The following is a 22758-nucleotide window of genomic DNA, read 5'->3' as shown; positions in this document are numbered from 1 at the left end:
AAGGCCGATGCCGGCGAGAAGGGCTGTCATCCACCCGAGCGCGGTCCGGCGCAGGGAAACGGGCCTCATGGCTTGGGCACCATCCAGCCGGCGCCGCGGACGTTGAGGATCGCGCCCTTGCCGACCTTGCGGCGGATGGTGAGGATGATGGCGTCGACGGCGTTGCTCTCGACCTCCTCGCCCCATCCGTAGATGCGTTCCTCGATCTGGGCCCGCGACAGGATGCGGCCCGGCCGCTCCATCAGGGCGTGCATCAGGGCGTACTCGCGGGCGGACAGCGACGCGACGGTGCCGGCGTGGGACAGGGCGTGGGTCTCGGTATCGAGCTCGGTGTCGGCGGCCACGAGCCGGGCGCTCGCCCGTCCCGCCCGTCGCCGGAGGATGGCCCGCATCCGCGCCAGCAACTCGCGCAACTCGAACGGCTTCACCAGGTAGTCGTCGGCCCCGAGGTCGAGGCCGGCGATGCGGCTGTCGAGGCCGTCCCGGGCCGTGACGATGAGGACCGACGTATCGATGCCCGCCGCCCGGGCGGATCGGAGGACCTGGAGGCCGTCCCCGCCCGGCAGGCCGAGATCGAGCAGGACGAGCGCATGGCCGCCGTCGCGCATCGCGGTTTCGGCCGTCGCGCCGTCGCGGACCCAATCGACGGTATAGCCCTCGGCCGAGAGGCCGTGCGAAAGCCCTTCGCCGATCATCCGGTCATCCTCGATCAAAAGCACGCGCATAGATCTGTCCGTCCACCTTCGAGCCTTCGGTAATGAACGATCCACGCAAGGGCCGTCGCCGCCCGGATCGGGCTGGGAGCCCTCGGCCCGCGATCCCTCGGGCTGGCTCGGCCGGGGACCCGCCCACACTCAACGACAAGCTCCGCACGACCGATGTCAGGATGGCCGCACCCTGACCGCCGTGGGGGTGTCGGCGGATCGGCATGGACGCTCCGAGCCTTGGGATCGGACTCCACCATCGCCAGGGATCGCGGCATGGAGGCCGGAGACCGACCGATAGGAAGGCGCATCCCTTCGTAGATGAACGAGGGCCGTGCCGGCGTCGTGATGCTCGGGCGGCCGAGGATGTGAACATCGTGGGATGCGGCGTTAGACTAAATGAAGGCACCGATGAAAGGCGACACCGAGAAGGCAACATCGATGAGCTCTGAGATGGTCTTCGTAGCACACATCTCGATCACGTACCGTCTCTGGATCGAGCCGCCTCGTTTCGCCTTGCGGACGTTGGCCCAATCGGCACCGGCACGCCTTCACCATCAGTTTCGCCCCGGCGAGGACATCGAGCATCGCGCCATCCTTTTGCCGGACGACGAGAAGGGGCTCGCGCTCGGCCCAGGCGTTACAGGAAGCGGTACCGATCGGTTTCAAAGCGAAGTTGAGAGGCAAGTTGCCGGTCGATCGTGCTCGACAGATTTGAAAGTCCATCATCGCCGGCAATGATCTCGATCCCCCGCGTGTGGCGTGTGGATCTGAAACCCGGTAACCATAACGAAAACCGCTGATTTGCATCGCGATACAAATTCTCGTCACAGATTTAATATCGAAACACGTTGATGTTATAGCATAAGAGGTGCGGCTTCGAGATTTCGCCGAATAAATCGTAAGCGTCTAGGCCATCGTGTCGGCGACGTGATCCGGAGGGAACAGCTTAGGAAACGTTGCCGGCCGTAATCCTTCCTGATATAATTCGTTCCTCAGCATCAGTTCGTGGACCGAGCCGGAGCCCCTGCGGGCTTTCGCGGCATGTCATGCCTGCGCGCAAGCCCCCGCCGCCCGAGCCCTGGCTACATCGAAACAGAAAGGATTGGTCTGCCTATGGGGATCAGACGCTTTCGACGTGGGCCGTCCGGGCCGGACACGTCCCTGACCGCGATGGATGCGCTGCTCGAAGGATTGGTCGCAATGGCGGCGGAGAGAGCCCAAGCCCGACACGAGGGGAAACGGATTTGTCCCCCGACCTTGCAGTCCAGGAACGGGGCCTTAGTTCCCCCCGACGAGCACGGAGCGACAGCGGGGACGCCGACGTCCCATCGTCGACGCGCAAGGAGGGACCGCGGTCATGAAGGACGAGGGACAACGCATCACGGGCGTACTTGCGGAACGGTATCGTGCCCAGCGAAGCCGGCAACTGGCGCGGCACCACGTCGGTCCATCGGGCCGCTGCGGAGCGATCGCGGCCTCGCCGTGCGTTGAGCCCGACAGAACGCAAAGCCCTCTCGATGGCGTCGAACTCAGCCCCTGCGCCGAACGTGTCGGTGGAAGCGGGGCCGCAAATCCTGGGTCCGAATCTGTCGCGTCGACCCTGTGCCGGACACCGCGTCGCCCGCTCGGAGCCACGCGCTCCGGCCGACCCGTGAAGTCCTGAAGGAGGCAAGGCCATGGCTCAAGACGATCCCAAGCCCGCTCCCCTGCTTCCCGGTGCCGTCGACCTGAGGAACCGGGACGAGACGCGCGTCCTGTCGCCGCTCGACCAGATGGCGCTGCGCGCCAACTTGGACGTGGAGCGGCAGGATAAGTTCGCGGCGCCCGACAAGCTGATCGTCGTCGCCCTCTACGCCCGGTACTCTTCCGGCAAGCAGAAGCAGCAAAGCATCGACCGGCAAATCAGCATCGTGACGGCGTACATGCTGTCGCTGGGTTACGCCATCTACGTGCTCTACGCCGACCCCGCTCGCAGCGCGAGGACGACGAAGAACCGTGAAAGTCTCCAGCGCCTGTTGGCCGACTGCCGTGCCGGGAAGATCGTGATCATCATGGTCGAGGACTTCGACCGTTGGTCCCGCGAGACGTATGACGCCGTCGAGCTCTGCGAGGAGTTGATGAGGTTGGGCGTCGAGTTCCACAGCGCAGGCGACAGGAAGGTGCTGTCCAAGAAGGAGGTGATCGAGGCCGCGCTCAAGGCCGAGGCCGACCGCGACCGACGAAACCTTATCTTGAGCATGGGCAGGTTTCAGCACGCGGCCGCCGGCGGCGCTCATTCGGGGGAGTTCTTCGGTTACCGCTACGGCGAGGAGAGGGGCTTTCTCGTCGTGTATGGACCGGAGGCGGAGATAATCCTTTTGGTCTTCCAAATGGCGGCGACCGGCGTGTCCTACCGGAAGATCGGCATCGCGATGAAGGCCCGCGGTGCTCCCGGGCCGAGCGAGGATTGTAAATGGACGAAAACGACCGTCGCCAACATGCTCGGTCAGATCGCATATACGGGCCGTTGGTTCTACCCTTTCACGAGGACCGTCTACGACCGCAAGAGTAACACGCAGAAGCAGGTCCTTCGACATCCGAGCGAGATGTCGAAGGCACACTTCGAGAACCTTCGCATCGTTCCAGACGAACTCTTCTACGCGGTCAATTCACGCCGGCGTCCGCGGGGGTCCACTCCCCGTACCTTCCCGCACTTCCTGGCGGGCAAGGCTTCATGCGATTGCGGGGAGCCCGGCCAGCGGTTCGTGATGTCGCCCCGGCAGATGACCTGCAACCGCTACCAGGAAGGGGACGGCTGTCGGGCGCGCACCCATTCGATCATCACGTCGCACGTCGAGCGGGCCGTCCTGGACGCGATCGGGGCGAAACTACGGTCCTTCGTCGACGAGGAGGACTTCGCCGTCGCCGTCGATCGTTCCCTTCGCGAGACGGCAGCCCGGCGCAGGTCGGCGCGCGCCGACGCCATGCGGGAGATCGAGAACGTGCACGCGGAGTTCATGCGCCTTCTCGACGAGGACATCCGAGGCGGTTACCCCCCGAAAATCCTCTCCGAGAAACGCGCCTTGCTCAATGCGCAGCTCAAGGAAGCCGAGGGGAAACTGGATGCGCTGGTCGAATTGCCGGAGGTGCTCGGCGCCGACGAGCGGCTTCGCGCCCTGTCCGATACGCTCGACCACATCATGACGCGCCTGCCCTTCAGGGCGACCACGGCGGGCGAGTCGGAGTTCTCGCTAGCCCTGGCACGGCTCGTGAGACGGGTCGTCGTCCGGCGCGCGCAACAGCCGAAGGGGACCCTGAACCTGCGCATCGAACTGGACTTCTTCGCCTTCCTCCATGACGACGATCGCGCGGCCCCATCGTGCCTCGAAAGCGATGTCGTCGAGGTCGCCATCGAGCATTCGATGGGGCGCCACGCGCGTCTGGGCGACGCCGCCGCCGCCCTCAAGAGCACGGGCGAGCACCGCATCGACGACAGGCGGTGGGAACTGGTCGCCGACCGGCTGCCTGACGTGACGAGCCGCCGCGCGGATTCCCGGCATCTCTCGACGCGCGACGTAGTCGACGCCCTCCTGCTCCGCCTGAGGACCGGCCTGCCGGTCCTGTCCTCCGCTTGCGGGGACTCCATCGAGATGGAACGTGCCATCACCAGGTTCATCTACGCAGCGGGCGACCAGATCCTCCTCGACGCGCTGCAGGGATCGGACCCCGGTTTCGTGGAAAGCCTCGACCTGCGGCCGGTGGTATCCGCCCGCTCCCGGTGGAAGGTGGGAGCCGAGGATTGGCGCGAGCGTCGCGGTGGCGCAGCGCGCCTTCATGCGCTCGACGGACAGACGGCACTCGACGACGCGCAGTGGGCGGCTTCCGCGCCGCTGCTGCACCCCAGCGTCGAGCTGTCCTACAAGAACACGCGTGGGCTCCCCGCCCGCCTGCTTCTGGAGGCCGTTATCCTTGCCTTGCGGACGGGCATGTCGTGGCGGCGGCTGCCGCAGCGTTTCGGCGACGGACGCGTGGTGGAAAACGCCATGCGCCGGCTCGTGTCGAGCGGCAGCTGGGACAGACTGGTCGCGATGTGGCGCGAAAGCTTTCCCGCACTGGTCGATGGGCTCGACGTGGATCGCCTTGCGAAGCGGAAACGCGGCTCGGCCGAATGGCGGGGTTCGACGCCCAAGAGGTCTCGGTACGCACGTCACGGTGGCGTAGCGCCCGCCGAGTTGCGTCCGCCCAGCAAGGAGGGCGGGGCCGTCGGACGCAGCCGGAGGACCTGCTAGGCGGTGCCGCGGGCCAACCGATCACACGCCGTCCTGGCCGGCCCCCGCCTTCACCGGTGGGGACGCTGGCCGGGAAGGAGGGGAACGAACGGGGCGATGTCGCGGGTGGCCGAAGCAAGCGACCGCGCGAATTCGGCAAGGATCGCCGGAGGCGGTTGCGAGCCGCGCTTCACTTTCTCGGCGAACTGAACCGGCGTGAGCCATGCCTCCGACGACGGGGCCGCTTCCTTCCTTCCCGACCGAGCGGTCGGGTCGTTCGTCAGGCGTACATGAGAGGAGAAGGAATCGCACACGTTGAAGGGAAGTCGGGTCACGGCCCGTACGGCGTTGCCGGTGGATCCGCGCCGTCGGGCCACGATCATGGCGCCCGGGGCATCCGCAGGCGCCATCAAGAAGTCCTCGCCCGCGAGGGCCTCGTCGAAGGGGCCTGGGGCATACCCCTCATCCATCGCCGTCTTCACGTGGTTCCAACTGGCGTACCCCCACGCCAGAGCGACGATGCGCCGACAATCGTCCTGCGACAGGGGGTGGCCCGCTTCTTCGAACATCCGCTTGGTCAGTGCGACCTTCCTGGCGGCGTAAAGGTGGTCTGGCGGAGTGAACACGGACAAGCCTCCTCGAAGCAGAATCACCACGGATTCATGCCTACAGCTTTCTGTCAAGGCGTTTTGCGCTCTCGGTCGACCGGCGCCGACGCGCTTTCGGTCCCCCCGGCCAGACCGATGCCTGAACGCGTCCGATGTCCGCGGCGCGATCGCTGCGGAGTATCGTCGAATTGGGCGTGGCCGGAGGTCGTCAAGTCCCGTCGCAGCGGTGTTTTGCAGGGCCCGAGAACACGGCCTGAAGCCGAAGCATGTCCTTAAGGGATCGGCCTGCGCATTCCCTTCCTTCCTTGATGTGTTATTTCCTGGACATGGGCTGTGCTGCGGCCTATCTCGACAAGGCGTGGAGGACACCGCGGATGACAGACGAGGAATTTCGCGATCGAGCTGCGGACGCTGCCGCTCGATCCTTCGGCGACCAGCTCCACAACGTTTTGAAGGCGGTGTTCCTGGCCGGGGCGGAGTGGGAACGTAACGCCATCATTCGCAGGCTTGAAGGAAAGGACGGACGTCCGTCCGAGCCTGATATGGCGCGGCACGAAGCGGCGGCCCAGCCACGAACCACGGATCCCGTCGCACTCGCCCCGGACGCCTCCGCCGAGCCTAGGCGGGCCCGGACGGTGCTGCGCCGTGCCGGCACGAAGCGGCCCAGCACGGCGGACGACGCTCTTGCGGTCATCGATCGCGCCGGTGACGCCGGAATCGCCGCCGCGGAAATCCTGGTGAAGCTCCGCGGGGACGCCCCTCATGGTGGACAGAGGGACAACACGGTCTCGAAAGCACTCAGACGGCTACGGCGAGACAAGATGGTCCGCTTCGACGGTTCGCTTTATCGGCGGGCTATCGACTGATCTTCCGGCGCCCGACAATCTTCAAGTGGATTTGGTCATGGTCAGATCATCGGTCGATAATCTTCCGGCCGGACGCAGGATCTTGGCCCTCGTCGAAGAACTTTCGGACGTCACCGGGGTGATCCAGAAACACCGTGGTGTGGAAGTGCGCCGGATCGGTCCAGAGATCGTTCTGAAGAGCCGGCGTTACAGGCATGGCATCGACCGCCACCGGCTGTGGTGGAATGGTAATCTTGTCCTGGACGGGGATGCTGGAGATGACCATGTCCGAGTCCGGACCTATGTGCCGGGAGACTGGGTCACGCAGGTCACCTGCCTGGTACTGTCCTGGAAGCACGGTCTGGCCGCACCCGGACAACGGGTGGGGAACGCCCGACGCATCGGGCGGCCGGTGTACGGCAGACATGTCCCGATCCACCGAACGGGACGCTCGGTTCGCCGTTTTGCAGCTCTGCGCCTCGCGGCCACCATCGTTGCTCACGGCGAGGGAATGCCGACCGATCCCTCGATCCGTTTACGCACGCTCGGTGGTTTCGTCGTCGCCGTCTGCATCGTCGGTCCCGTGGCGCTCATGAGCTTCCATACCGAGGACGGCACGTTGGCGCTGACCGTCTCGCTCGATCGCGCCTGGCCGCACAAGGTCGTCGAGATGGACTGTCACGCGGCGTTGCACATCCTGGGACGGCTTTCGGCATGGACCACCACGGATCAGCGGGACGAGGTCGTTTTCCGGGCCTTCTGCGAGCGCGCGAGTTGAAGAAGCAAACCCTTCAGGTCGAAATCGGACGCCAGGCTCCCACACCCAGAATTTTTCCTGTTCTCGCGACCGACCTTCAGGTCGCCGATACCCTCCAACCACGGGATTTCACCATGCGTCTGCCGATCCGCATATCGACCTCGCCGCCGAGCTTTTCCCCGACGGCCGACGATGACATGTCCTTCTATTGCGACCTGCGGGAGATCGCGGATCGGGCTTCCTACGCGATGCCCGATAGCTTGCCCGCGGAGATCGCGGAGGCCCTATCGCGGCCACTGACCGTCGCCTATTCGGTTCTGGTAAGCGAGGACAGGGAAATCGGGCTGCTCTTCTGCCATGAGGACGAGGAGGAGGGCCTGATGTATTGCGCCTTCGATCCATTCGGGACCATCACGCGTGAACCGGCGGCCAACGAGGCCCTGTGGACCATCGCGAACACCACTCGCGACCTGCCCCCCGGACACCGTCTCTCCAGGGTCACCGGCTAGTTCTCCGATTCGACGGAGGTCGGTCGGATCGCCATCTCAGGGGTGAGGGACGCGGGTATATTGCACGTCGGACAGGAACCCGCCCTCACCGCGTCGAGCACCTAAGATCACGTAGACGTAATCGTTGTAGCGAACCGTGGCGTGGCCCCAGCGGGCCGTCGCGAAAAGATGGCTGTCGAGACCGACGCCTCCCGGTCGGCCGTCTTTCCCGAGGGATACGGTCTGCACCGTTTTCAAGTAATTGCCTTGGCCCGCGTTACCGCCGAGCACAAACGCGGTGATCGGACCCGTGGCGCCCATGACGACCACCGAATGGCCATAGACAGGCAGCGGCAAGGCGCGCGGCGAGGTCGCCCACGGGCCTGGACAACCATCCTCGCCGAGAGGGCTCGTCTGGATATCCCCGAAGACGTCGTCGAGGAGGTCGCCCCAGCCGCCGAGCACGATCAGGACATCGCCCTGCACCGCGGTGCCGGGTGCGGATCGACCGCCCTTCATATGGAAGGGGCAGACGCGCCAGGGCCCGACGGACCCGTCGCCGGAAACCGTCGCGACCTCCACCTCGTCGAAATGGACCGTGTCGGATCCGACTTGGTTGACCCCTCCTATCGCGAGCAGGTGCGCCTGGCCCGAGGGAGCTTTCCACATCTGCAGGCTGAGATTGGACCTGGGGATGTTGAGACGATTGGGGCTCGGGACCCAGGGACCGAGCTTCCCGTCCTCTCGAAGCGCGGCGACGTTCGTATCGCCCAGCGTCCCGGTCGCGGAGTATCCGCCCACGAGGTAGACGCGACCGTCGAAGGCAATCAGGCCGTGGCCGGAGCGTGCGACCGGGATGCGACCGGCGTCGCGCCATCCCGATCCGAGCACCGAACCGTCGTTGCCCAACTCAGCGACCTGCACATCGTCGAGCAAGGTCGGCACGTTCCCCGTGACGAATAAGCCGCCCAGCACGTAGAGGCGATTCCCGGACACGAACGCAGCATGCGAGGTGCGTGGTCCCTCGATCGGAACGGTTGCCGTCCAATCGGCAAGGGTAAGGACCGATTGCTGGCCGTGGACGGACGTCACGACCAGCGACAGGACGGCGCCGGCGGCCAAGGCGGTCAGGCGAAGTACGGACGGCATGCGCGGACCCGTGAAGCGAGCCTTCGGTCGTGGCCGAGGCCATGCATCGGCAGAACAGAGTACGAGGGCAAGCCGAAGCACAACACTTCGCTACCGACGCGCGGTATTCCGCGACCGGGAACTCGCATGCTCGGTCATCAATTTCGATGCGGGATCCAGACAAGGCGCCAATATCGTGGCGTTACCAGCTCGGTGAGCCGATGCGATGAACCGTGGGCGTCGTGGGACGAACCTGTCGGGTCCCGCGCGAAGACCGCGAACGTCCAAGGCACGGTCCCGCCGGCACATGTCCCTGCCCTTGCTCCGGGGTGCCTGAAAACACGCGTTCGGCTTGGCGTGCTTCGGTAGTGTCGCACCCAATGGAATGGTCGCCCTTCCCCACGGCGAGAAACGTCCGCGACGCATTGCCGGCTTCTCGGGCGAACACGCGAGGCCGGGAATCGCTTCGGAGCGATTTCGCATCGGGCCGAGGCGGGGGCTGGTCACGCCCAGGGGGTCAAAGGGGCATCCCGATCAGCGCACGGGGGTGAAGCTCGGACAGGCGCGCCTTCGAAAGTCGCACGAGGCGTCGCATCTCGTCCAACCAGCTCAGGTCCCCGGAAGCCTTGTCGTACAGGCAGAGGGACAGACCGTTTTCGAGTGCAGGCTCGATCTTCCCATAAAGATCCGATGCGTGCATCGCCGCCAACGCGGTCCCCATCCGCATGGGGTGCCGCACCATCAAGGCGAACTCGACGTACCTGATGTCACGATCATGCAGGTAGAAGACCACCTGCCTGTGCCGGAAGCGGGGTCGCTCGAAGATCGGGAGCGGACGCAGGTCCACGACCGCCTTCACGCCGTTCATCGTCAGGATACGGAGAAGCGGTTCCTCGGTGAGTTCCTTGATGTCTACGAACGCCGCCTTGCCGCGGCCCTTGGGAGACCGCCGATCGGCGTCAAGCATCGCATACGTATGCGACCGGACTCTCCGTCGCGTCCGCCTCGCTTCCGAAGATGGACAGGCTCAAATCGGTTCGAGGCGGGATGCAGGGTGAACCGTCGATCCACCTTGGGGTCTCCGGGGCGCGGCGCTGTGCCGGGTTAGGAAGCTATCGCTTACGCCGAAGCTCCGGAAGGCGCGGGCCGCACCATCGCGATGTTGCGCGCCGCCCCCCCGAAGCTGCCCCGCAAGGAACGATCGATCCGACCATCACCGAGCGATGTCGCCAAGGCTGGCCGCCATCGTCGCCCTCGTCTCGGAAAACGGCTCGCGCCGCGAAAGCGCCACTCAAAACAGCCTTTCCGCCCTATGACGGCGCGAAGGCCGTCCGAGTGCCGTCCGACGAGCCGTTCTCAGAACGACCTACGCCGCTGTTACGTAGGGGAAATCAACGATCGGCCCAGGTGAGACCTGCCACTTAGAAGGCGGCTGCTCTATCCAGCTGAGCTACGGAGTCTGAGAGCCAGGCGGGTTAAAGGCCACGGGTTTGGTCCGCGGTCAAGCGTACCCGCCACCACACGCCGTCCAGCCTTCGGGAAGCCCTGCCAAGCCCGAGTCAAGCCCGAGCCAAGGCCAAACCACGCCCCCGGACGCCCGTGGCTTGGCCGGATCGACGCCGAGGCCGCGGCTTAGCCGGGATACCCTAGAAGACGGCGCCGGTTGCGGGTTCCGGGACCAGGAGTCTGCACGACGGCAGGCTCGCCGCGACGGCGTCCCGGCCGATCGTTGCACAGATGTGGTCGGCGAGGCGGAGGGCCATCGTGACGATCGGCAAGGTCGGGTTGGCGCTCCCCGACGTCGGAAACGTGCTTGCGGAGGCCACATACAGATTGGGAAATCCGTGGACGCAGCAATCCGGATCCACGACGCCGGAGGCGGGATCACGCGACATGCGCGTGGTTCCAATCTGGTGGTAGCCGTCGCTGGCCAGGGTCCGCACGAGGTCGAGCGGCTGACCGCGCGCGGCATGATACTCCAGGTGTCCGACCCCCGCGGTACGCAGCGCGGCGTCGAGACGTTCGTGGGCGCGGACGACCGACGTGAAGTCGTCGGGATGGTAGCGGAAATCCACGACGAGGCTCGAAGCGTCTTGTTCCAGAGAGACCCGGCTCTCGGGATTGGGCAGTTGCTCGGCATGGTAGCGAAGCGAGTACCGGCCGGATCCATTCAGGGCCGTGATCGGAAGATTTCTCGCTCGGAGCCCGGCCAATAGGGAGATGCCGCGCAGCGTCGCGGCCGGTTGGCGCAGGATGTTGCGCAGATGGTGCAGGCGATCCTCACGGCGCAGGGCGGCGAGGGACTCGTGCAGTCGCTCGGACCGGACCAGGCGGGCCAATCCCGGGCAGGCTGCCAGCAACACGAGCAGGGAGAGCGCGCCGTCGCGGTGGCGGTGATCGTCGAGCGGCGGCGCCCTGAGCGTGAACGCGATGTTCAGGAGCCTGTTCGCCGTCTGACATCGGGGGGGCACCTTCAGGCGTCTCTGGGCCCACCGGCCTTGCGAGTCGCAGCCGTACAGGAAGGCCGAGGCCCGTCCCGGATCGCGGAACACGAGCGTCGCGATCTCGCCCGTCAGGTGTCCCATGTAGTATTTCCCCAGCGGAGCCCGACCGGCCGCGAAGTGGAGCGGCCAGGCCCGGGCGAGCGCGAGGAGCATCTGGGTGGTCCGCAGGCCACCGGCGGCCAGCACGACGCGCCGCGCGAGAACCCGCTTCGCGCCCTGCGCGGAACTGACATCGACGCCGATGACGTGCCCCCCGGTCGGGTCGCAGACGACGTCGACGGCCCGGGTTCCCAGGCAGACCGTGATCTGTCGTGAGGCGGCGAGCGTACGGTGATAGGCCGTACCGAGCCCGACATCGCGGGCGAGTTGCCCGAGTTGCCCGGTATCGACGGCGTCGATTGCAGCCGGTGCCGACTCGGCCTCCTCGAAGACGGTCCCGCAATCGAGGAACCGACCGGCCTCGGCATGCCACCTGGCTACGTCGGCGTAGGTGACCGGCCATGCGGCGGCCGGGACCCACGGGCGCTCCACGAAATCGATCGGGTCGTAGGGAACGCAAAGCCTTCCCCAGGCCGACGACGTGCCCCCCAGACCTGCGCGGGTCGAGATGTTGAGGGGGGCGTGGGTGATCGTGTCCACGATAAGGACGGGGTGCGTCGCCGGTGATCCCGTTCCTCCGCCGCCGGCCTCCAAGACAATGACGGAATGACCACGGCCTCCGCAGGCAAGTGCGACGGCGAGACCTGCCGGGCCCGATCCGACGACGCACAGGTCGAATGTGTCGGCTCCATCGGGAGCCCCTTGTCGGATCGCCACAAGTCACCTCTCCCCCGAATAGAGCACATCTCATGCCAGTAGACATGCGGCCGAGCTTGTTTACAATCTATTTCTGTATAATGATCATTATAGATATATTAATACTCATATCGATCTGCGTTGGACATGAATCGAGACGGAAATCGCTCCTTGACAAGTAAATATATGATATGATGTCGCTCATAATGGATCTGGAATAATAATCAAATATTTCGATATCTGAGCTATCCAGCGATCTTACCGCGTCAGATTCCTCGAATGGCTGAGCACGGCGGCGTAGATCTCGCCCCCCCGGACCGCCTGCCGATCGGCCGCCTCGGCCGAATCGTCCCCATGGGATTCGCCTCCACCGGGGCCGACGCGGCCGACCGCAGGACCAGTCGGCGGGCGCCGTCGGGCGGGATCCGTCCCTGCATCGGACGGACGGGAGTGAGGGCGATGAGTCCCGAACCGCCCCTCTGAAAGGATTGCCGCCCGGGCCGGTTGCGCCGTGGTGTCGGGTGGCCGCCCCGGCCAGTCCGGATCCGCGCCGGTCCCTGCGGGCGCCCGGCGCTCGCGCGTCCGCCCATTCGGGGTTGCGCGGCGCGGCGGATCCGGACAGGTCGGGGCGCGGTTCACGCCCGGCCACCGCGCCCGCGGCGGGCCCCCGACTGGAGACCGAGGTTGCCCGCGCCGAGTCCCTCGACATCGCCGCCCGATCGCGCCCGGCGCCGGTTCGCGGCCGGACGGGGCAGCCTCAGCCGGCCCGGCGCGGACCTGCGGCGGCTGCCGACCGGCCTCGACCTGCGCGGCGTGCGGCTCGTGGAGGGCGTGCGCGCCGCCTTCGCGTTCGGCACCGTCATCCTGATCAACATCTGGGCACAGTGGCCGCCGCTCCTGACCATGGCGCTCGCCGCCAACCTCGCCTGCTTCTGCGACAACGGCGGGCCGACGCGGACGCGGCTGCGGGTCCTCACCGCGTTCTCCTTCCTGGGCGGCCTCCTCTGGGCGGGGCTGGGCCTGATCCAACCCCTGGGGCTGCCCGTCGTGGTCCCGGTCGCCTGCGCGCTGATCTTCGCCTGCTCGTACGCCCGCGTCTGGAGCGTGCAGGCGCAGGCGGCCGGCAACGTGCTGGTGGTCGTCCTGTGCATCGCCCTCGACCGGCCGCTCACCCTGGGGCAGGCCGCAACCACCGTGCTGATGTTCGCGGCCGGGGGCCTCTGGGCGACGTTCCTGGCCCTGGTCATCTGGCGGCTGCACCCCTACCGGCCGGCCCACCGGGCCGTGGCGGAGGTCTGGCGCGGCCTCGCGCGGCTCTGCGGCGATCTCGAGCGGCTCGTCGCCCTGCCGGAGCCCGACGCGGAGGCCTTCGACGGGCATGCCCGCGATCACCGGCGGGGCGTGCGGACCAGCATCGAGACCGCCCGGACCATGATCCTCGACCTCGCCCGCTCCCGCGAGCGCGTCTCGGATCGCACCGGGCAAGCCCTGCTGCGCCTGGAGAGCGCCGAGCAGATCTTCTCGGCCCTGATCGCCGTCGGCGAATTGATCGACAGCCGGCCCGAGCCACAGCGCCGGGCGCTGGCCAAGATCTTCCTGCGGCGCCTGCGCCCCCTCCTGGTGACCATCGCCCGGGCCATCCGCGACGATGCCAGCCTCGACCTCGCCCGCCTGGAGCCCGCGATCACCCGGGCCGCGGAGGGCCTGTCGACGGATCCGACCCTGGCCCGCCTCGCCGAGCGGATCGTCGGGCGGGTGCGGATCGGCGCCAAGCTGTCGACGCCGGAGGGCTACCGGCCCGGCGGAACCCTCACGGAGGGCGGCAGCCTCGACCGGTGGACCCGCTACGTCGGGCCCCTGCGGCAGAACCTCACCCTCGCCTCGCCGAACCTGCGGCACGCCCTGCGGGCGAGCGCGGTGGCGGCGCCGGCCCTGGCCGCCACCCTGACCTACGCGGGCGCCTTCACGCACTGGCTGGTGATGACCGTGGTGCTGACCATGCAGCCCTTCTACGCGGCGACGTGGCAGCGGGCCCTGGAGCGGATCGGCGGCACGGTGCTGGGCGGCCTCGTGGGCGCGGTGCTGGCCTACTACGCCACCACCCCGCTCAGCGAGGCCGGGCTGATCCTGGTGCTCAGCATCGTGGGCTTCGCGGCGCGCCAGATCTCCTACGGCTTCTTCGTCGCCTGCCTGACGCCCCTCGTGGTGCTGCTGGTCGAGCTGCTCGAGCCCGGCCACAGCTCCTGGGAGATCGTCGCCATGCGGGCGGGCTTCACGGTGCTGGGCGGGCTGATCGCGGTGGCGAGCTGCCTCGTGCTCTGGCCGATCTGGGAGCCCGATCAGGTCCGCCAGGAGCTGCGGCGGGCGCTCGGGGGCCACGCGGCCTTCGCGGAGGCCGTCCTGCGCATGCCGCCCGGACCGGAGCGGGAGGCCGCGATCCTGGCCACCACCCGCGCGGCCGGCCTCGCCCTCAACGACCTGGAGGCGGCGCTGTCGCGGGCCCTGCAGCAGCCCCGGGCCGGACACCATCCGGAGGTGGAGGCCGCCCTCGTGGCCGACGCCACCTTACGCCGGATCAGCGCCCGGCTCACCGTGCTGCGGCACGCGCCGGAGGCCGCCGATCCGAAGGCGGAGACCTGGCGGGACTGGATCGCCGCGACCCTGGCGGCCGTGAGCGAAGATCGGCCTGTGCCGGAGCGGCCGGCCCGGGATCGCGGGCAATCGCTCGTCCGGCTGGTCAGCCAGGTCGAACTCCTGGTCGGGACCCTGCGCCCGGCGGAACTTCGCGCGGCCGGCGGGCCGGCGCCCGATCCCGAGCCGAGGATGACCGACCGCGACGGGCATCCCCCCGGGCCTTCCGAGCTCTCACGGGCCCGGTGATGCGCCGCGGATCGCGGGCGGAGGATCCGCGGCCCCGGTCCGGCTCAGTAGCGCGGCAGGGCGTTGGCCGGGCCGCCGGCATGCGAGCCGGCGTAGCGGTAGGCGGGCGGCCGGCCGTAGGCGGCCGGGACCCGCGACGCCAGCGGGGCGTTGCCGACCCAGCCCGAATAGGCCGAGGCCGGGTAGGGCGCGTGCTTCGAATCCAGGCCCTGCGCGAGGGCGGGCGTGGCGACCGCGGCGACCAGGGCGGCGGCGGCGAGCATGCGGACGGTCATGATGATCTCCTAGCGTTCTCGTATGACTTCATCGGGAAGTCATCCGGTCAATCCTGTCGAGTGAGGAAGATCGTCGTCGCGATGTGCTGTCGGCGGTCTTGATCGCTCCGGCTTTGCTTGGCCGAATGTGACCTCTCAACGGCGATACTGCGCCCCGGGTTCGCCCGCTGCCGTGCGGTGGCGCACGGGGGGTGCGGGCCGCGGGCCGGAAGACCGAACGCGCGGGGGGCACGGCCGGGGCAAAGCCGGGACATGGCCGGGACATGGCCGGGACATGGCCGGGGATGCGTCCCGCGCCGAAGCGTGCCACAGACCGCGGCCTGAAAGGGATGCACCACCATGCGGCTGATCGTCGGCCTCGGCAATCCGGGCGCGCGCTACGCGGGCAACCGGCACAATATCGGCTTCCTCGCCGTCGACGCCATCGCCCGCCAGCACCGGGCGAGCCCGTTCCGCCACCGCTTCCAGGGGGAGGCCGCTGAGGTGGTGCTGGGTCCGGAGCGGGCGATCCTGCTGAAGCCCTCGACCTTCATGAACGAGTCCGGCCGCGCGGTCTCGGAGGCACAGCGCTTCTACAAGATCGCGCTCGCCGACGTGATCGTGCTGCACGACGAACTCGACCTCGCCCCGGCCAAGCTCCGGGTGAAGCTGGGCGGCGGCAATGCCGGCCATAACGGCCTGCGCTCGATCACCGCGCAATGCGGCAACGACTACCGCCGGGTCCGCCTCGGCATCGGCCATCCCGGAGACAAGGCGCTGGTGCATTCGTACGTGCTCAACGATTTCGGCAAGGCCGAGCAGCCCTGGGTCGAGGACCTCTGCCGGGCCGTGGCCGACCACGCCGCGCTGCTGGCCGCCGGCGAGGATGCGAGCTTCCAGAACAAGGTTCACCTCGCCATGGCGGGCCGCGGCTGGGACGACGTGAAGACGCTGGGCGCGCGAAATTGACACGAAAACACGAGGACACGATATAGGCCGCAGAGGCTGCTATGAAGAACGTCACCGGGCCGATGAGCGAGGCCCTGCTGCGGCGGGCGCCGGTCGCCGCCGTGCGCGACGGCGAGCGCCTGTCGCGCTTCGTGGCCGATTCGGTCGAGCGGCGCGTCGGCCGGCCGCCGACGCAGTTCGAGGCGATCGAGCGATCCCTGGCCGGCCCCTCGATGAACTTGACCGACGAGAACGGACGCGCACCGACGCGCGACCGGATCTCCGATGACTGACCCAGTCTTCGTGGACACCACCGTGCCGATCCATCGGCGCGACGCCGGCTGCCCCTACGTCCCGACCGAGGCCATGGCGCGGGGCGCCGTGTTCGAAGGTCTCATTCTCATCAACCCTTTCCGCGCGTCGCCCGACGAAGTGCTGCGACGGAACTGATCACGGAACCGATCCATGGGCTTCAAATGCGGCATCGTCGGCCTGCCGAACGTCGGCAAGTCGACCCTCTTCAACGCGCTGACGCAGACGGCGGCCGCCCAGGCGGCGAACTACCCGTTCTGCACCATCGAGCCGAATGTCGGCGAGGTGGCGGTGCCCGATCCCCGGCTGACCGACCTCGCCCGGATCGCGGCGTCGAAGGAGATCATCCCGACGCGGCTGACCTTCGTGGACATCGCCGGGCTGGTGCGCGGCGCCTCCAAGGGCGAGGGTCTGGGCAACCAGTTCCTGGCCAACATCCGTGAGGTCGACGCCATCGCCCACGTGGTCCGCTGCTTCACGGACGGCGACGTCACCCACGTGGAGGGCAAGGTCGATCCGGCCGCCGACATCGAGACCATCGAGACCGAGCTGATGCTCGCCGACCTCGACAGCCTGGAGCGCCGGGCCGTCGCCCTGGAGAAGAAGGCCAAGGGCGCCGACAAGGAGGCCAAGGAGAGCCTCGAGCTCGTCAACCGGGCGCTGCCGCTCCTGCGCGAGGGCAAGCCGGCGCGGCTGGTGGAGCGCAAGCCCGACGAGGAGAAGCTGTTCCAGTCGCTCGGCCTGATGACCGCCAAGCCCGTCCTCTACGTCTGCAACGTCGACGAGGGCGACGCCGACAAGGGCAACGCCTACTCGGACGCGGTCTTCGCCCGCGCCAAGGCGGAGGGCGCCGTGGCGGTGGTGGTCTCGGCCAAGATCGAGAGCGAGATCGCCGTGATGCCGGAGGCCGATCAGGCGGAGTTCCTGGAGGCGGTGGGGCTCGCCGAGCCCGGCCTCAACCGGGTGATCCGCGCCGGCTACGATCTCCTCGGCCTCGTGACCTACTTCACGGTCGGCCCCAAGGAGGCCCGCGCCTGGACGATCACCAAGGGCACCCGCGCCCCCGGTGCGGCCGGGGTGATCCACTCGGATTTCGAGAAGGGCTTCATCCGGGCCGAGACCATCGCGTTCAAGGATTACACCACGCTGAACGGCGAGTCCGGCGCCCGGGATGCCGGCAAGCTCCGCCTGGAGGGCAAGGAGTACGTGGTGCAGGACGGCGACGTGCTGCATTTCCGCTTCGCCACGTGAGTTCGGTCGCGCTCAGCCCTGGGCCGCCCGCCGTCCCGGCGAGGGGGATGAAGCAAGCCAGGGCAGCGCGACACGGGCGAGCGTCGCGCCGACGGGATCGCTTCGCTTCGCGCGCCGGGACGACCTGTCCCGTTCCCCCGTACCCCGTTCCCCTGCCGGTCACCGAGACGAGCCCGCCATGCCCGATCCCGCCCTCGAGGATTTCGCCGTCGGCGACGTGATCGTCGGCGAGCCCCTCACCGTCACCCGCGACGCCATCGTGGGCTTCGCGAAGGCCTTCGACTTCCAGCCCTTCCACCTCGACGAGGCGGCCGCTGAGGCGACCTTCGCGGGCCGGCTGATCGCGTCCGGCTGGCACACGGCGGCCCTGGGCATGCGGCTGCTCCAGCAGGGACCGTTCCAGGGCGGTTCGTCGCTGGGCGCGCCGGGGATCGACGAGTTGCGCTGGCTCGCCCCGGTGCTGCCGGGGGACGCCCTGACGCTGACCTTCCGGGTCGCGGGCCTGCGGGATTCCGCCTCCAAGCCCGGGCTCGGCTTCGTGACCGCCGAAATCGCCCTCGACAACCAGCGCGGCGAGACGGTGCTGACCCAGCGCTTCACCTTCATGCTGGCCCGTCGCGGCACCGATCCCCTGCCGCCCCGGCCGGTGGAGACCGGCGTACCCGGGCCGGTCGCGGAGCCGGACGATGCCGAGATCCTGCCGTTCCTGCGGGACGCCGAGATCGGCGCCGTGCGCGAGTTGGGCGCCTATCCGTTCAGCGCCGAGGCGATCGTGGCCTTCGCGCGGGCCTACGACCCGCAGGCCTTCCACCTCGATCCCGCGGCGGCCCGGCGCAGCCATTTCGGCGGCCTCTGCGCCTCCGGCTGGCACACGGCGGCGGCCTACATGAACCGGATGCTCACGACCCGCGCCCGCGACACCGCCCGCACGGCGGCCCGGGGCCGGGTCCCCGAGGCGGGTCCCTCCCCCGGGTTCAAGAACCTGCGATGGCTGAAGCCCGTCTACGCGGGCGACACGGTGCGGTTCAGCACCAAGCTCACCGACAAGCGCGCCTCGACCTCGCGGCCCGGCTGGGGGCTGGCCTTCGCGCGCAACACCGGGGTGAACCAGCGCGGCGAGCCGGTCTTCTCCTTCGACAGCGCGGTCTTCCACCAGTGGGAGCCGTGAGCGGGCCCGTCACGCCGCCCCCTTGCCGAGGACCACGAGGGACTGACCCAGATATACGCCCGACGGCCACGGTGCCGCCGTGCCGTCGATGAACCGGACGGTCTCGAAGCCGAGATGGGCGGCCCAGGTCTGCCAGACGCTGCGCTCGATGAAGGTGTTGAGGTGCGGCACCGTGCTGGTGCGCTGCTCGCCCACGGTCTTGGTGAAGACCCCCCAGTGCGAGGGCATGCTGAACTCGAGGAACGAGGCCACGACCCGCCCGCCCGGCTTCAGCGCCCGGTACATCTCCTCCAGGTAGATGTAGCACTCCGTGTGCAGGAGGTGCGTGAAGACGCTGAAGGCCGCGAAGACATCGACGCTCGCCTCGGGGACCGGCAGCGCCAGCGCGGTGTTCCTGGCGAAGCGATACGTTCCGGGACACCGGCTCCTGGCGTAGTCGAGGAGATCCTGGACGACGTCCAGTCCGAGGTAGTCGACCGTGCAGGTCTGCGCGAGGTTGACCGCGAGACGCCCCGAGCCGCAGCCGAAATCGACGATTCTGTCGCCGTCCCGGAGCCCGAGATGCTGGAGGATCTCGCACTCGATCGCGCCGATACGCTGGTAATCGCCGCCCACGGCAACGCTCATCGCCTCATCGAGGGGCAGATCGCGCTTCAATTGCCGTACGTAGGTCTCGTAATCCTCGACGAAGTGAAATTTCGCCATGACGGCCACCTCGAAAGCCACCAGGCCTGACGGGATGAACAGTCCCTCGCCGGCCTGGACTTTCTCAATCCCGGGACAGTGCAGTGTCCGTTCTGCCGGACACGGTACGCTCGGGTAAAGTGCAGGCGGGAATACAGCGCACGGATTGAGTCCAGGGCTGCCATTTCGGCCACACCGCGCACGCGGATCCGGGATGTCGCGGCGGCAAGGAGGACGGAGCGCTTCCCGGTCACCCGGATCGAAGTCGGGCGCTATTGAGCCTGCACCCATCCCGGGATGCCGCGCGGCCGACCTGGGGGGGACGTTCAGAGGTCGCGCGGCCGGCGGAGGGCCGCTTCCGTGGGCTCCGCCGGGCTCCCGGCGCCTCAGGATGCGGGGGCGGGCCGGAGGGTTCCGCGCAGGCCGTCACCCGCTTGGCCAGGGACTCTCTTGGCGGGGCCAGGAACTCTCTTGGCGTGGTCAGGACTGTCTTGGCTCGGCCGGGGCCAACCCCGGACCCGCCCCCCTCACGCCGCCTTCCGGCGCTCCGGGTAGAGCCCGTACAGGCCCTCGTGGCTCGCGTCGCAGACGCCGCGCTCGGTGATGATCCCGGTGACGAGGCGCGCCGGAGTCACGTCGAAGGCGGGATTTGCCACGGGGCTTCCGGGGGAGACCACCTCGATGGTGGCGAAGCCGCCGTCGGCGAGCCGCCCGGTCATGTGGGTGACCTCGCGCCCGTCGCGCTCCTCGATCGGGATCTCCCTGACGCCGTCGTCGAGCGTCCAGTCGATGGTGGAGAATGGCAGGGCCGCGTAGAACGGCACGCCGTTGTCGTGGGCCGCCAGCGCCTTCAGGTAGGTGCCGATCTTGTTGCAGACGTCGCCCGACGCGGCCGTCCGGTCCGAGCCGACGATGCAGAGATCGACCTCGCCGTGCTGCATGAGGTGTCCGCCGGCATTGTCGGCGATGACCGTGTGGGGCACCCCGTGGCCGTTCAGCTCGAAGGCGGTCAGTGCCGCGCCCTGGCTGCGCGGCCGGGTCTCGTCGACCAGCACGTGCACCGGCACGCCCTCCGCGTGGGCGGCGTAGATCGGCGCCAGCGCGGTGCCCCAATCGACCGTGGCCAGCCATCCGGCGTTGCAATGGGTCAGCACGGTGATCGGCCCGTTCCCCTTGGCCCTGTGCAGGTCGGCGATGATCCGGCCGCCATGGGCGCCGATCGAGCGGCAGCTCGCCACGTCCTCCTCGGCGATGCGGCCGGCCTCCGCGAAGGCGCGGGCGAAGCGGTCGTCCGGCGCCACCTGCCGCAGGTTGGCCGAGACCCGCTCGAGCGCCCAGCGCAGGTTGACCGCGGTCGGACGCGTGGCGGCGAGCACCGCCACCGCCCGGTCGATCCCGTCCGTCGAGGCATCCGCCCGCATGGCCAGCGCCAGCCCGTAGGCCGCGGTGACGCCGATCAGCGGCGCGCCGCGCACGATCATGGTGCGGATCGCCACCGCGGCGTCGTCCAGGGTGGCGAGGCGCTTCAGCTCGAAGGCGAAGGGCAGGCGCGTCTGGTCGATCACGTGGACGCTGAGCCCGTCCGGGTCCGGGAAGATCGTGCGGTAGGGCTGGCCGTCGATATTCATGGCCGGTCCTGTGCCACAGCGGGACGGATTTTGCACCCTCCCGGACCGGCCGGCGGATCGACGCGGCATGATCGGCGACGCGGCGGGATGGCGCGAGGCCCCCTCCCGTGCGGGAGGGAGCCCCCGGTCGCGCTCCGCGGCCGGCGCCGGTGACCGGTCGGGTCGACAGGGTCGCCGCGACCGGGGCGGCCTCGGCTTGGGGATGCCGGGCCGCGGGCCGGTCAGCCTTCCTCAACCTTAGCGGCTCGTTAAGGGGGCCATGCCTAGCCTCGCAGGCAAGTCCCCGTCCTGCGTCCGGTCCCGCATGCGCTCGCTTCGCCGTCCCGCATCGCCCTACGATACCTTCGTCGACAGCGTGCGCCCATTCCTGGGCAAGCGCCTGACGGAACTCGGCGGGCTCGTGCTCTTCACCGGCGCGGTGGCGTTCACCGTGGCGCTCGCCACGTGGTCGATCGACGACCCGAGCCTGAACCACGCCACCAACCATGCCGCCCACAACGTGCTCGGCCAGCCGGGCGCCGTGGTGGCCGATCTCGCCATGCAGATCCTCGGCCTGGGCTCCCTCGCCTTCGTGCTGCCGCCGGCCCTCTGGGGCGTGCGGCTGATGCGCGAGCGGGACCTGCCGGAAGGCGGCCTGCGCATCGCTCTGTGGATCATCGGCTTCTGCGCGGCGAGCGCGGTGGCGAGCGCGCTGCCGCCCACGACGCGCTGGCCGCTCCCGACCGGCCTCGGGGGCGTGGCCGGCGACGGGCTGCTGTCGATGGCCCGGGTGATCGTCGGCGCGGTCTCGTCGGCGGCGGCGCACCTCGTCGGCTTCGGCTACGCCGCCGTGGCGATCCTCAGCCTGACCGGCGCCTGCCGCTTCGGCGTCGTCGAGGAGGAGTCCCTGCACGACGAGCCCTACCCGGTCCGGCGTGTGCCGGCGCGGGGCCGCGACGAGCGCGAGGATGCCGACGAGCCGGGCCTCGGCCTCGTCGGCATCGGAACCCTGGCGCAGGGCCTGATGGGGCTCCGCCTCGCCGTGGGCGACCGGATCGCCGCGTGGCGCCGGGGCCGGGCCGAGCCGTTCGACGGGGCCTCGCCGGCCCTGGCGGCGCGGCGCGCCTTCACGGACGCGGACCTGCCCTGGGCCGAGCACCGGCCCGAGGGAACCCGGCCTGCGAGCCGGCGCGAGCCCGTCCTCGGCCGGGACGACGAGGTCCCGGCGGCGGCCGAACCGGACCGCCGCGCGATCCTCGCGCACGACGACGACGACGAGACCGACGCCCTCGCACCCCCGAGCCCGGCCGCGCTCCGGCCGGAGCCGGCCGCCTCGCGCGTCGCCCCGCCGGCCGCCGCGCCCGTGCCGGCGCGGCGCGCACCCGCGCCGCCGGTCCATCCCGAGGATTACACCCTGCCGGCCCTCGACCTGCTCGCCGCCCCCCGCGGTCCCTCGCAGGCGAGCCTGGTCTCGGCGGATTCCCTGGAACAGAACGCCACGCTGCTCGAGGCGACGCTGGGCGATTTCGGGGTGCGCGGCGACATCCTGGCGGTGCGGCCGGGCCCGGTCGTCAC

At 68.8% G+C, this 22758-nt stretch carries 20 protein-coding genes; 12 read left to right on the top strand and 8 right to left on the bottom strand.

What is annotated here, in order from left to right:
* Positions 1 to 65 precede the first annotated feature (65 nt).
* Positions 66 to 725: a response regulator transcription factor gene (locus MKK82_RS25985; protein ID WP_058191631.1), complete on the bottom strand. Its 660-nt coding sequence runs from the start codon at positions 723 to 725 to the stop codon at positions 66 to 68.
* A gap of 390 nt (positions 726 to 1115) precedes the next feature.
* On the opposite strand from MKK82_RS25985, the gene MKK82_RS25980 reads away from it, so the two are divergent.
* Both MKK82_RS25980 and MKK82_RS25975 read left to right on the top strand, forming a co-directional pair.
* A complete protein-coding gene (locus MKK82_RS25980; protein ID WP_152997464.1) occupies positions 1116 to 1445 on the top strand; it encodes a hypothetical protein in 330 nt (109 codons plus the stop codon).
* A 938-nt stretch (positions 1446 to 2383) separates the two neighbouring features.
* Positions 2384 to 4975 (top strand): recombinase family protein, encoded by a 2592-nt coding sequence (locus MKK82_RS25975; RefSeq protein WP_058191630.1) that lies wholly within the window; start codon positions 2384 to 2386, stop codon positions 4973 to 4975.
* A gap of 50 nt (positions 4976 to 5025) precedes the next feature.
* Here the strand turns inward: MKK82_RS25975 and MKK82_RS25970 are convergent, their stop codons facing one another.
* Positions 5026 to 5580: a hypothetical protein gene (locus MKK82_RS25970; RefSeq protein ID WP_152997463.1), complete on the bottom strand. Its 555-nt coding sequence runs from the start codon at positions 5578 to 5580 to the stop codon at positions 5026 to 5028.
* 356 nt (positions 5581 to 5936) lie between these two features.
* Between MKK82_RS25970 and MKK82_RS25965 the strand changes: the two genes are divergently transcribed.
* The 3 genes from MKK82_RS25965 to MKK82_RS25955 all read left to right on the top strand — a co-directional run bounded on the left by MKK82_RS25965 (position 5937) and on the right by MKK82_RS25955 (position 7673).
* Complete coding sequence (locus MKK82_RS25965) at positions 5937 to 6428, top strand: hypothetical protein (protein ID WP_152997462.1); 492 nt, start codon at positions 5937 to 5939, stop codon at positions 6426 to 6428.
* 82 nt (positions 6429 to 6510) lie between these two features.
* Positions 6511 to 7185 carry a hypothetical protein gene (locus tag MKK82_RS25960; RefSeq protein ID WP_152997461.1) on the top strand — a complete coding sequence of 225 codons (675 nt, stop codon included), beginning with the start codon at positions 6511 to 6513 and terminating at the stop codon, positions 7183 to 7185.
* Positions 7182 to 7673, top strand: coding sequence for a hypothetical protein (locus MKK82_RS25955; RefSeq protein ID WP_152997460.1), 492 nt, complete (start codon positions 7182 to 7184; stop codon positions 7671 to 7673). Before MKK82_RS25960 ends, MKK82_RS25955 begins: the two co-directional genes overlap by 4 nt.
* 36 nt (positions 7674 to 7709) lie before the next feature.
* Here the strand turns inward: MKK82_RS25955 and MKK82_RS25950 are convergent, their stop codons facing one another.
* The 3 genes from MKK82_RS25950 to MKK82_RS25940 all read right to left on the bottom strand — a co-directional run bounded on the left by MKK82_RS25950 (position 7710) and on the right by MKK82_RS25940 (position 12100).
* The gene (locus MKK82_RS25950) at positions 7710 to 8774 is read right to left on the bottom strand and encodes a hypothetical protein (protein ID WP_152997459.1); all 1065 of its coding nucleotides are present in this window, start codon (positions 8772 to 8774) and stop codon (positions 7710 to 7712) included.
* 523 nt (positions 8775 to 9297) lie between these two features.
* The gene (locus MKK82_RS25945; RefSeq protein ID WP_243987280.1) at positions 9298 to 9747 is read right to left on the bottom strand and encodes a hypothetical protein; all 450 of its coding nucleotides are present in this window, start codon (positions 9745 to 9747) and stop codon (positions 9298 to 9300) included.
* 679 nt (positions 9748 to 10426) lie between these two features.
* Positions 10427 to 12100, bottom strand: a complete 1674-nt coding sequence (locus tag MKK82_RS25940; protein WP_238293867.1) for an FAD-dependent oxidoreductase — start codon at positions 12098 to 12100, stop codon at positions 10427 to 10429.
* A gap of 663 nt (positions 12101 to 12763) precedes the next feature.
* Here MKK82_RS25940 and MKK82_RS25935 point away from each other — a divergent pair.
* Positions 12764 to 14959, top strand: a complete 2196-nt coding sequence (locus MKK82_RS25935; RefSeq protein WP_238293865.1) for an FUSC family protein — start codon at positions 12764 to 12766, stop codon at positions 14957 to 14959.
* 44 nt (positions 14960 to 15003) lie between these two features.
* On the opposite strand, the gene MKK82_RS25930 is transcribed toward MKK82_RS25935, so the two are convergent.
* Positions 15004 to 15234: a hypothetical protein gene (locus MKK82_RS25930; protein WP_238293863.1), complete on the bottom strand. Its 231-nt coding sequence runs from the start codon at positions 15232 to 15234 to the stop codon at positions 15004 to 15006.
* 339 nt (positions 15235 to 15573) lie between these two features.
* Here MKK82_RS25930 and pth point away from each other — a divergent pair, with 339 nt between their 5' ends.
* From pth to MKK82_RS25905, 5 genes are all read left to right on the top strand, one after another.
* Positions 15574 to 16182, top strand: a complete 609-nt coding sequence (gene pth / locus MKK82_RS25925) for an aminoacyl-tRNA hydrolase (RefSeq protein WP_238293861.1) — start codon at positions 15574 to 15576, stop codon at positions 16180 to 16182.
* A 41-nt stretch (positions 16183 to 16223) separates the two neighbouring features.
* Positions 16224 to 16454: a hypothetical protein gene (locus MKK82_RS25920; protein ID WP_238293859.1), complete on the top strand. Its 231-nt coding sequence runs from the start codon at positions 16224 to 16226 to the stop codon at positions 16452 to 16454.
* Complete coding sequence (locus MKK82_RS25915) at positions 16447 to 16611, top strand: hypothetical protein (RefSeq protein ID WP_238293857.1); 165 nt, start codon at positions 16447 to 16449, stop codon at positions 16609 to 16611. Before MKK82_RS25920 ends, MKK82_RS25915 begins: the two co-directional genes overlap by 8 nt.
* Positions 16612 to 16626: 15 nt before the next feature.
* Entirely contained in the window at positions 16627 to 17724 is a 1098-nt protein-coding gene (ychF, locus tag MKK82_RS25910; RefSeq protein ID WP_238293855.1) for a redox-regulated ATPase YchF, read from the top strand.
* Positions 17725 to 17902: 178 nt separating this feature from the next.
* A complete protein-coding gene (locus MKK82_RS25905) occupies positions 17903 to 18892 on the top strand; it encodes a MaoC family dehydratase (RefSeq protein WP_238293853.1) in 990 nt (329 codons plus the stop codon).
* Between the two features lie 9 nt (positions 18893 to 18901).
* On the opposite strand, the gene MKK82_RS25900 is transcribed toward MKK82_RS25905, so the two are convergent.
* Entirely contained in the window at positions 18902 to 19597 is a 696-nt protein-coding gene (locus MKK82_RS25900; RefSeq protein ID WP_238293852.1) for a class I SAM-dependent methyltransferase, read from the bottom strand.
* A gap of 506 nt (positions 19598 to 20103) precedes the next feature.
* Positions 20104 to 21204, bottom strand: a complete 1101-nt coding sequence (gene mtnA, locus MKK82_RS25895) for an S-methyl-5-thioribose-1-phosphate isomerase (RefSeq protein ID WP_238293850.1) — start codon at positions 21202 to 21204, stop codon at positions 20104 to 20106.
* A 304-nt stretch (positions 21205 to 21508) separates the two neighbouring features.
* Between mtnA and MKK82_RS25890 the strand changes: the two genes are divergently transcribed.
* The coding region (locus MKK82_RS25890) for a DNA translocase FtsK (protein ID WP_243987317.1) at positions 21509 to 22758 on the top strand (1250 nt) is incomplete at its 3' end.

It is taken from the genome of Methylobacterium sp. E-046 (assembly GCF_022829625.1).
GTDB classification, from domain to species: Bacteria; Pseudomonadota; Alphaproteobacteria; order Rhizobiales; family Beijerinckiaceae; genus Methylobacterium; species Methylobacterium longum.
The sequence above is the reverse complement of the archived record's forward strand: the minus strand, read 5'-3'. Positions and strand labels throughout refer to the sequence as shown.

Coding starts and splice junctions, on each gene's coding strand:
- MKK82_RS25985 (WP_058191631.1), bottom strand. CDS start 725: ATGCGCGTGCTTTTGATCGAGGATGACCGGATGATCGGCGAAGGGCTT.
- MKK82_RS25980 (WP_152997464.1), top strand. CDS start 1,116: ATGAAAGGCGACACCGAGAAGGCAACATCGATGAGCTCTGAGATGGTC.
- MKK82_RS25975 (WP_058191630.1), top strand. CDS start 2,384: ATGGCTCAAGACGATCCCAAGCCCGCTCCCCTGCTTCCCGGTGCCGTC.
- MKK82_RS25965 (WP_152997462.1), top strand. CDS start 5,937: ATGACAGACGAGGAATTTCGCGATCGAGCTGCGGACGCTGCCGCTCGA.
- MKK82_RS25945 (WP_243987280.1), bottom strand. CDS start 9,747: ATGCTTGACGCCGATCGGCGGTCTCCCAAGGGCCGCGGCAAGGCGGCG.
- MKK82_RS25930 (WP_238293863.1), bottom strand. CDS start 15,234: ATGACCGTCCGCATGCTCGCCGCCGCCGCCCTGGTCGCCGCGGTCGCC.
- pth (WP_238293861.1), top strand. CDS start 15,574: ATGCGGCTGATCGTCGGCCTCGGCAATCCGGGCGCGCGCTACGCGGGC.
- MKK82_RS25920 (WP_238293859.1), top strand. CDS start 16,224: ATGAAGAACGTCACCGGGCCGATGAGCGAGGCCCTGCTGCGGCGGGCG.
- MKK82_RS25915 (WP_238293857.1), top strand. CDS start 16,447: ATGACTGACCCAGTCTTCGTGGACACCACCGTGCCGATCCATCGGCGC.
- ychF (WP_238293855.1), top strand. CDS start 16,627: ATGGGCTTCAAATGCGGCATCGTCGGCCTGCCGAACGTCGGCAAGTCG.
- MKK82_RS25905 (WP_238293853.1), top strand. CDS start 17,903: ATGCCCGATCCCGCCCTCGAGGATTTCGCCGTCGGCGACGTGATCGTC.
- MKK82_RS25900 (WP_238293852.1), bottom strand. CDS start 19,597: ATGGCGAAATTTCACTTCGTCGAGGATTACGAGACCTACGTACGGCAA.
- mtnA (WP_238293850.1), bottom strand. CDS start 21,204: ATGAATATCGACGGCCAGCCCTACCGCACGATCTTCCCGGACCCGGAC.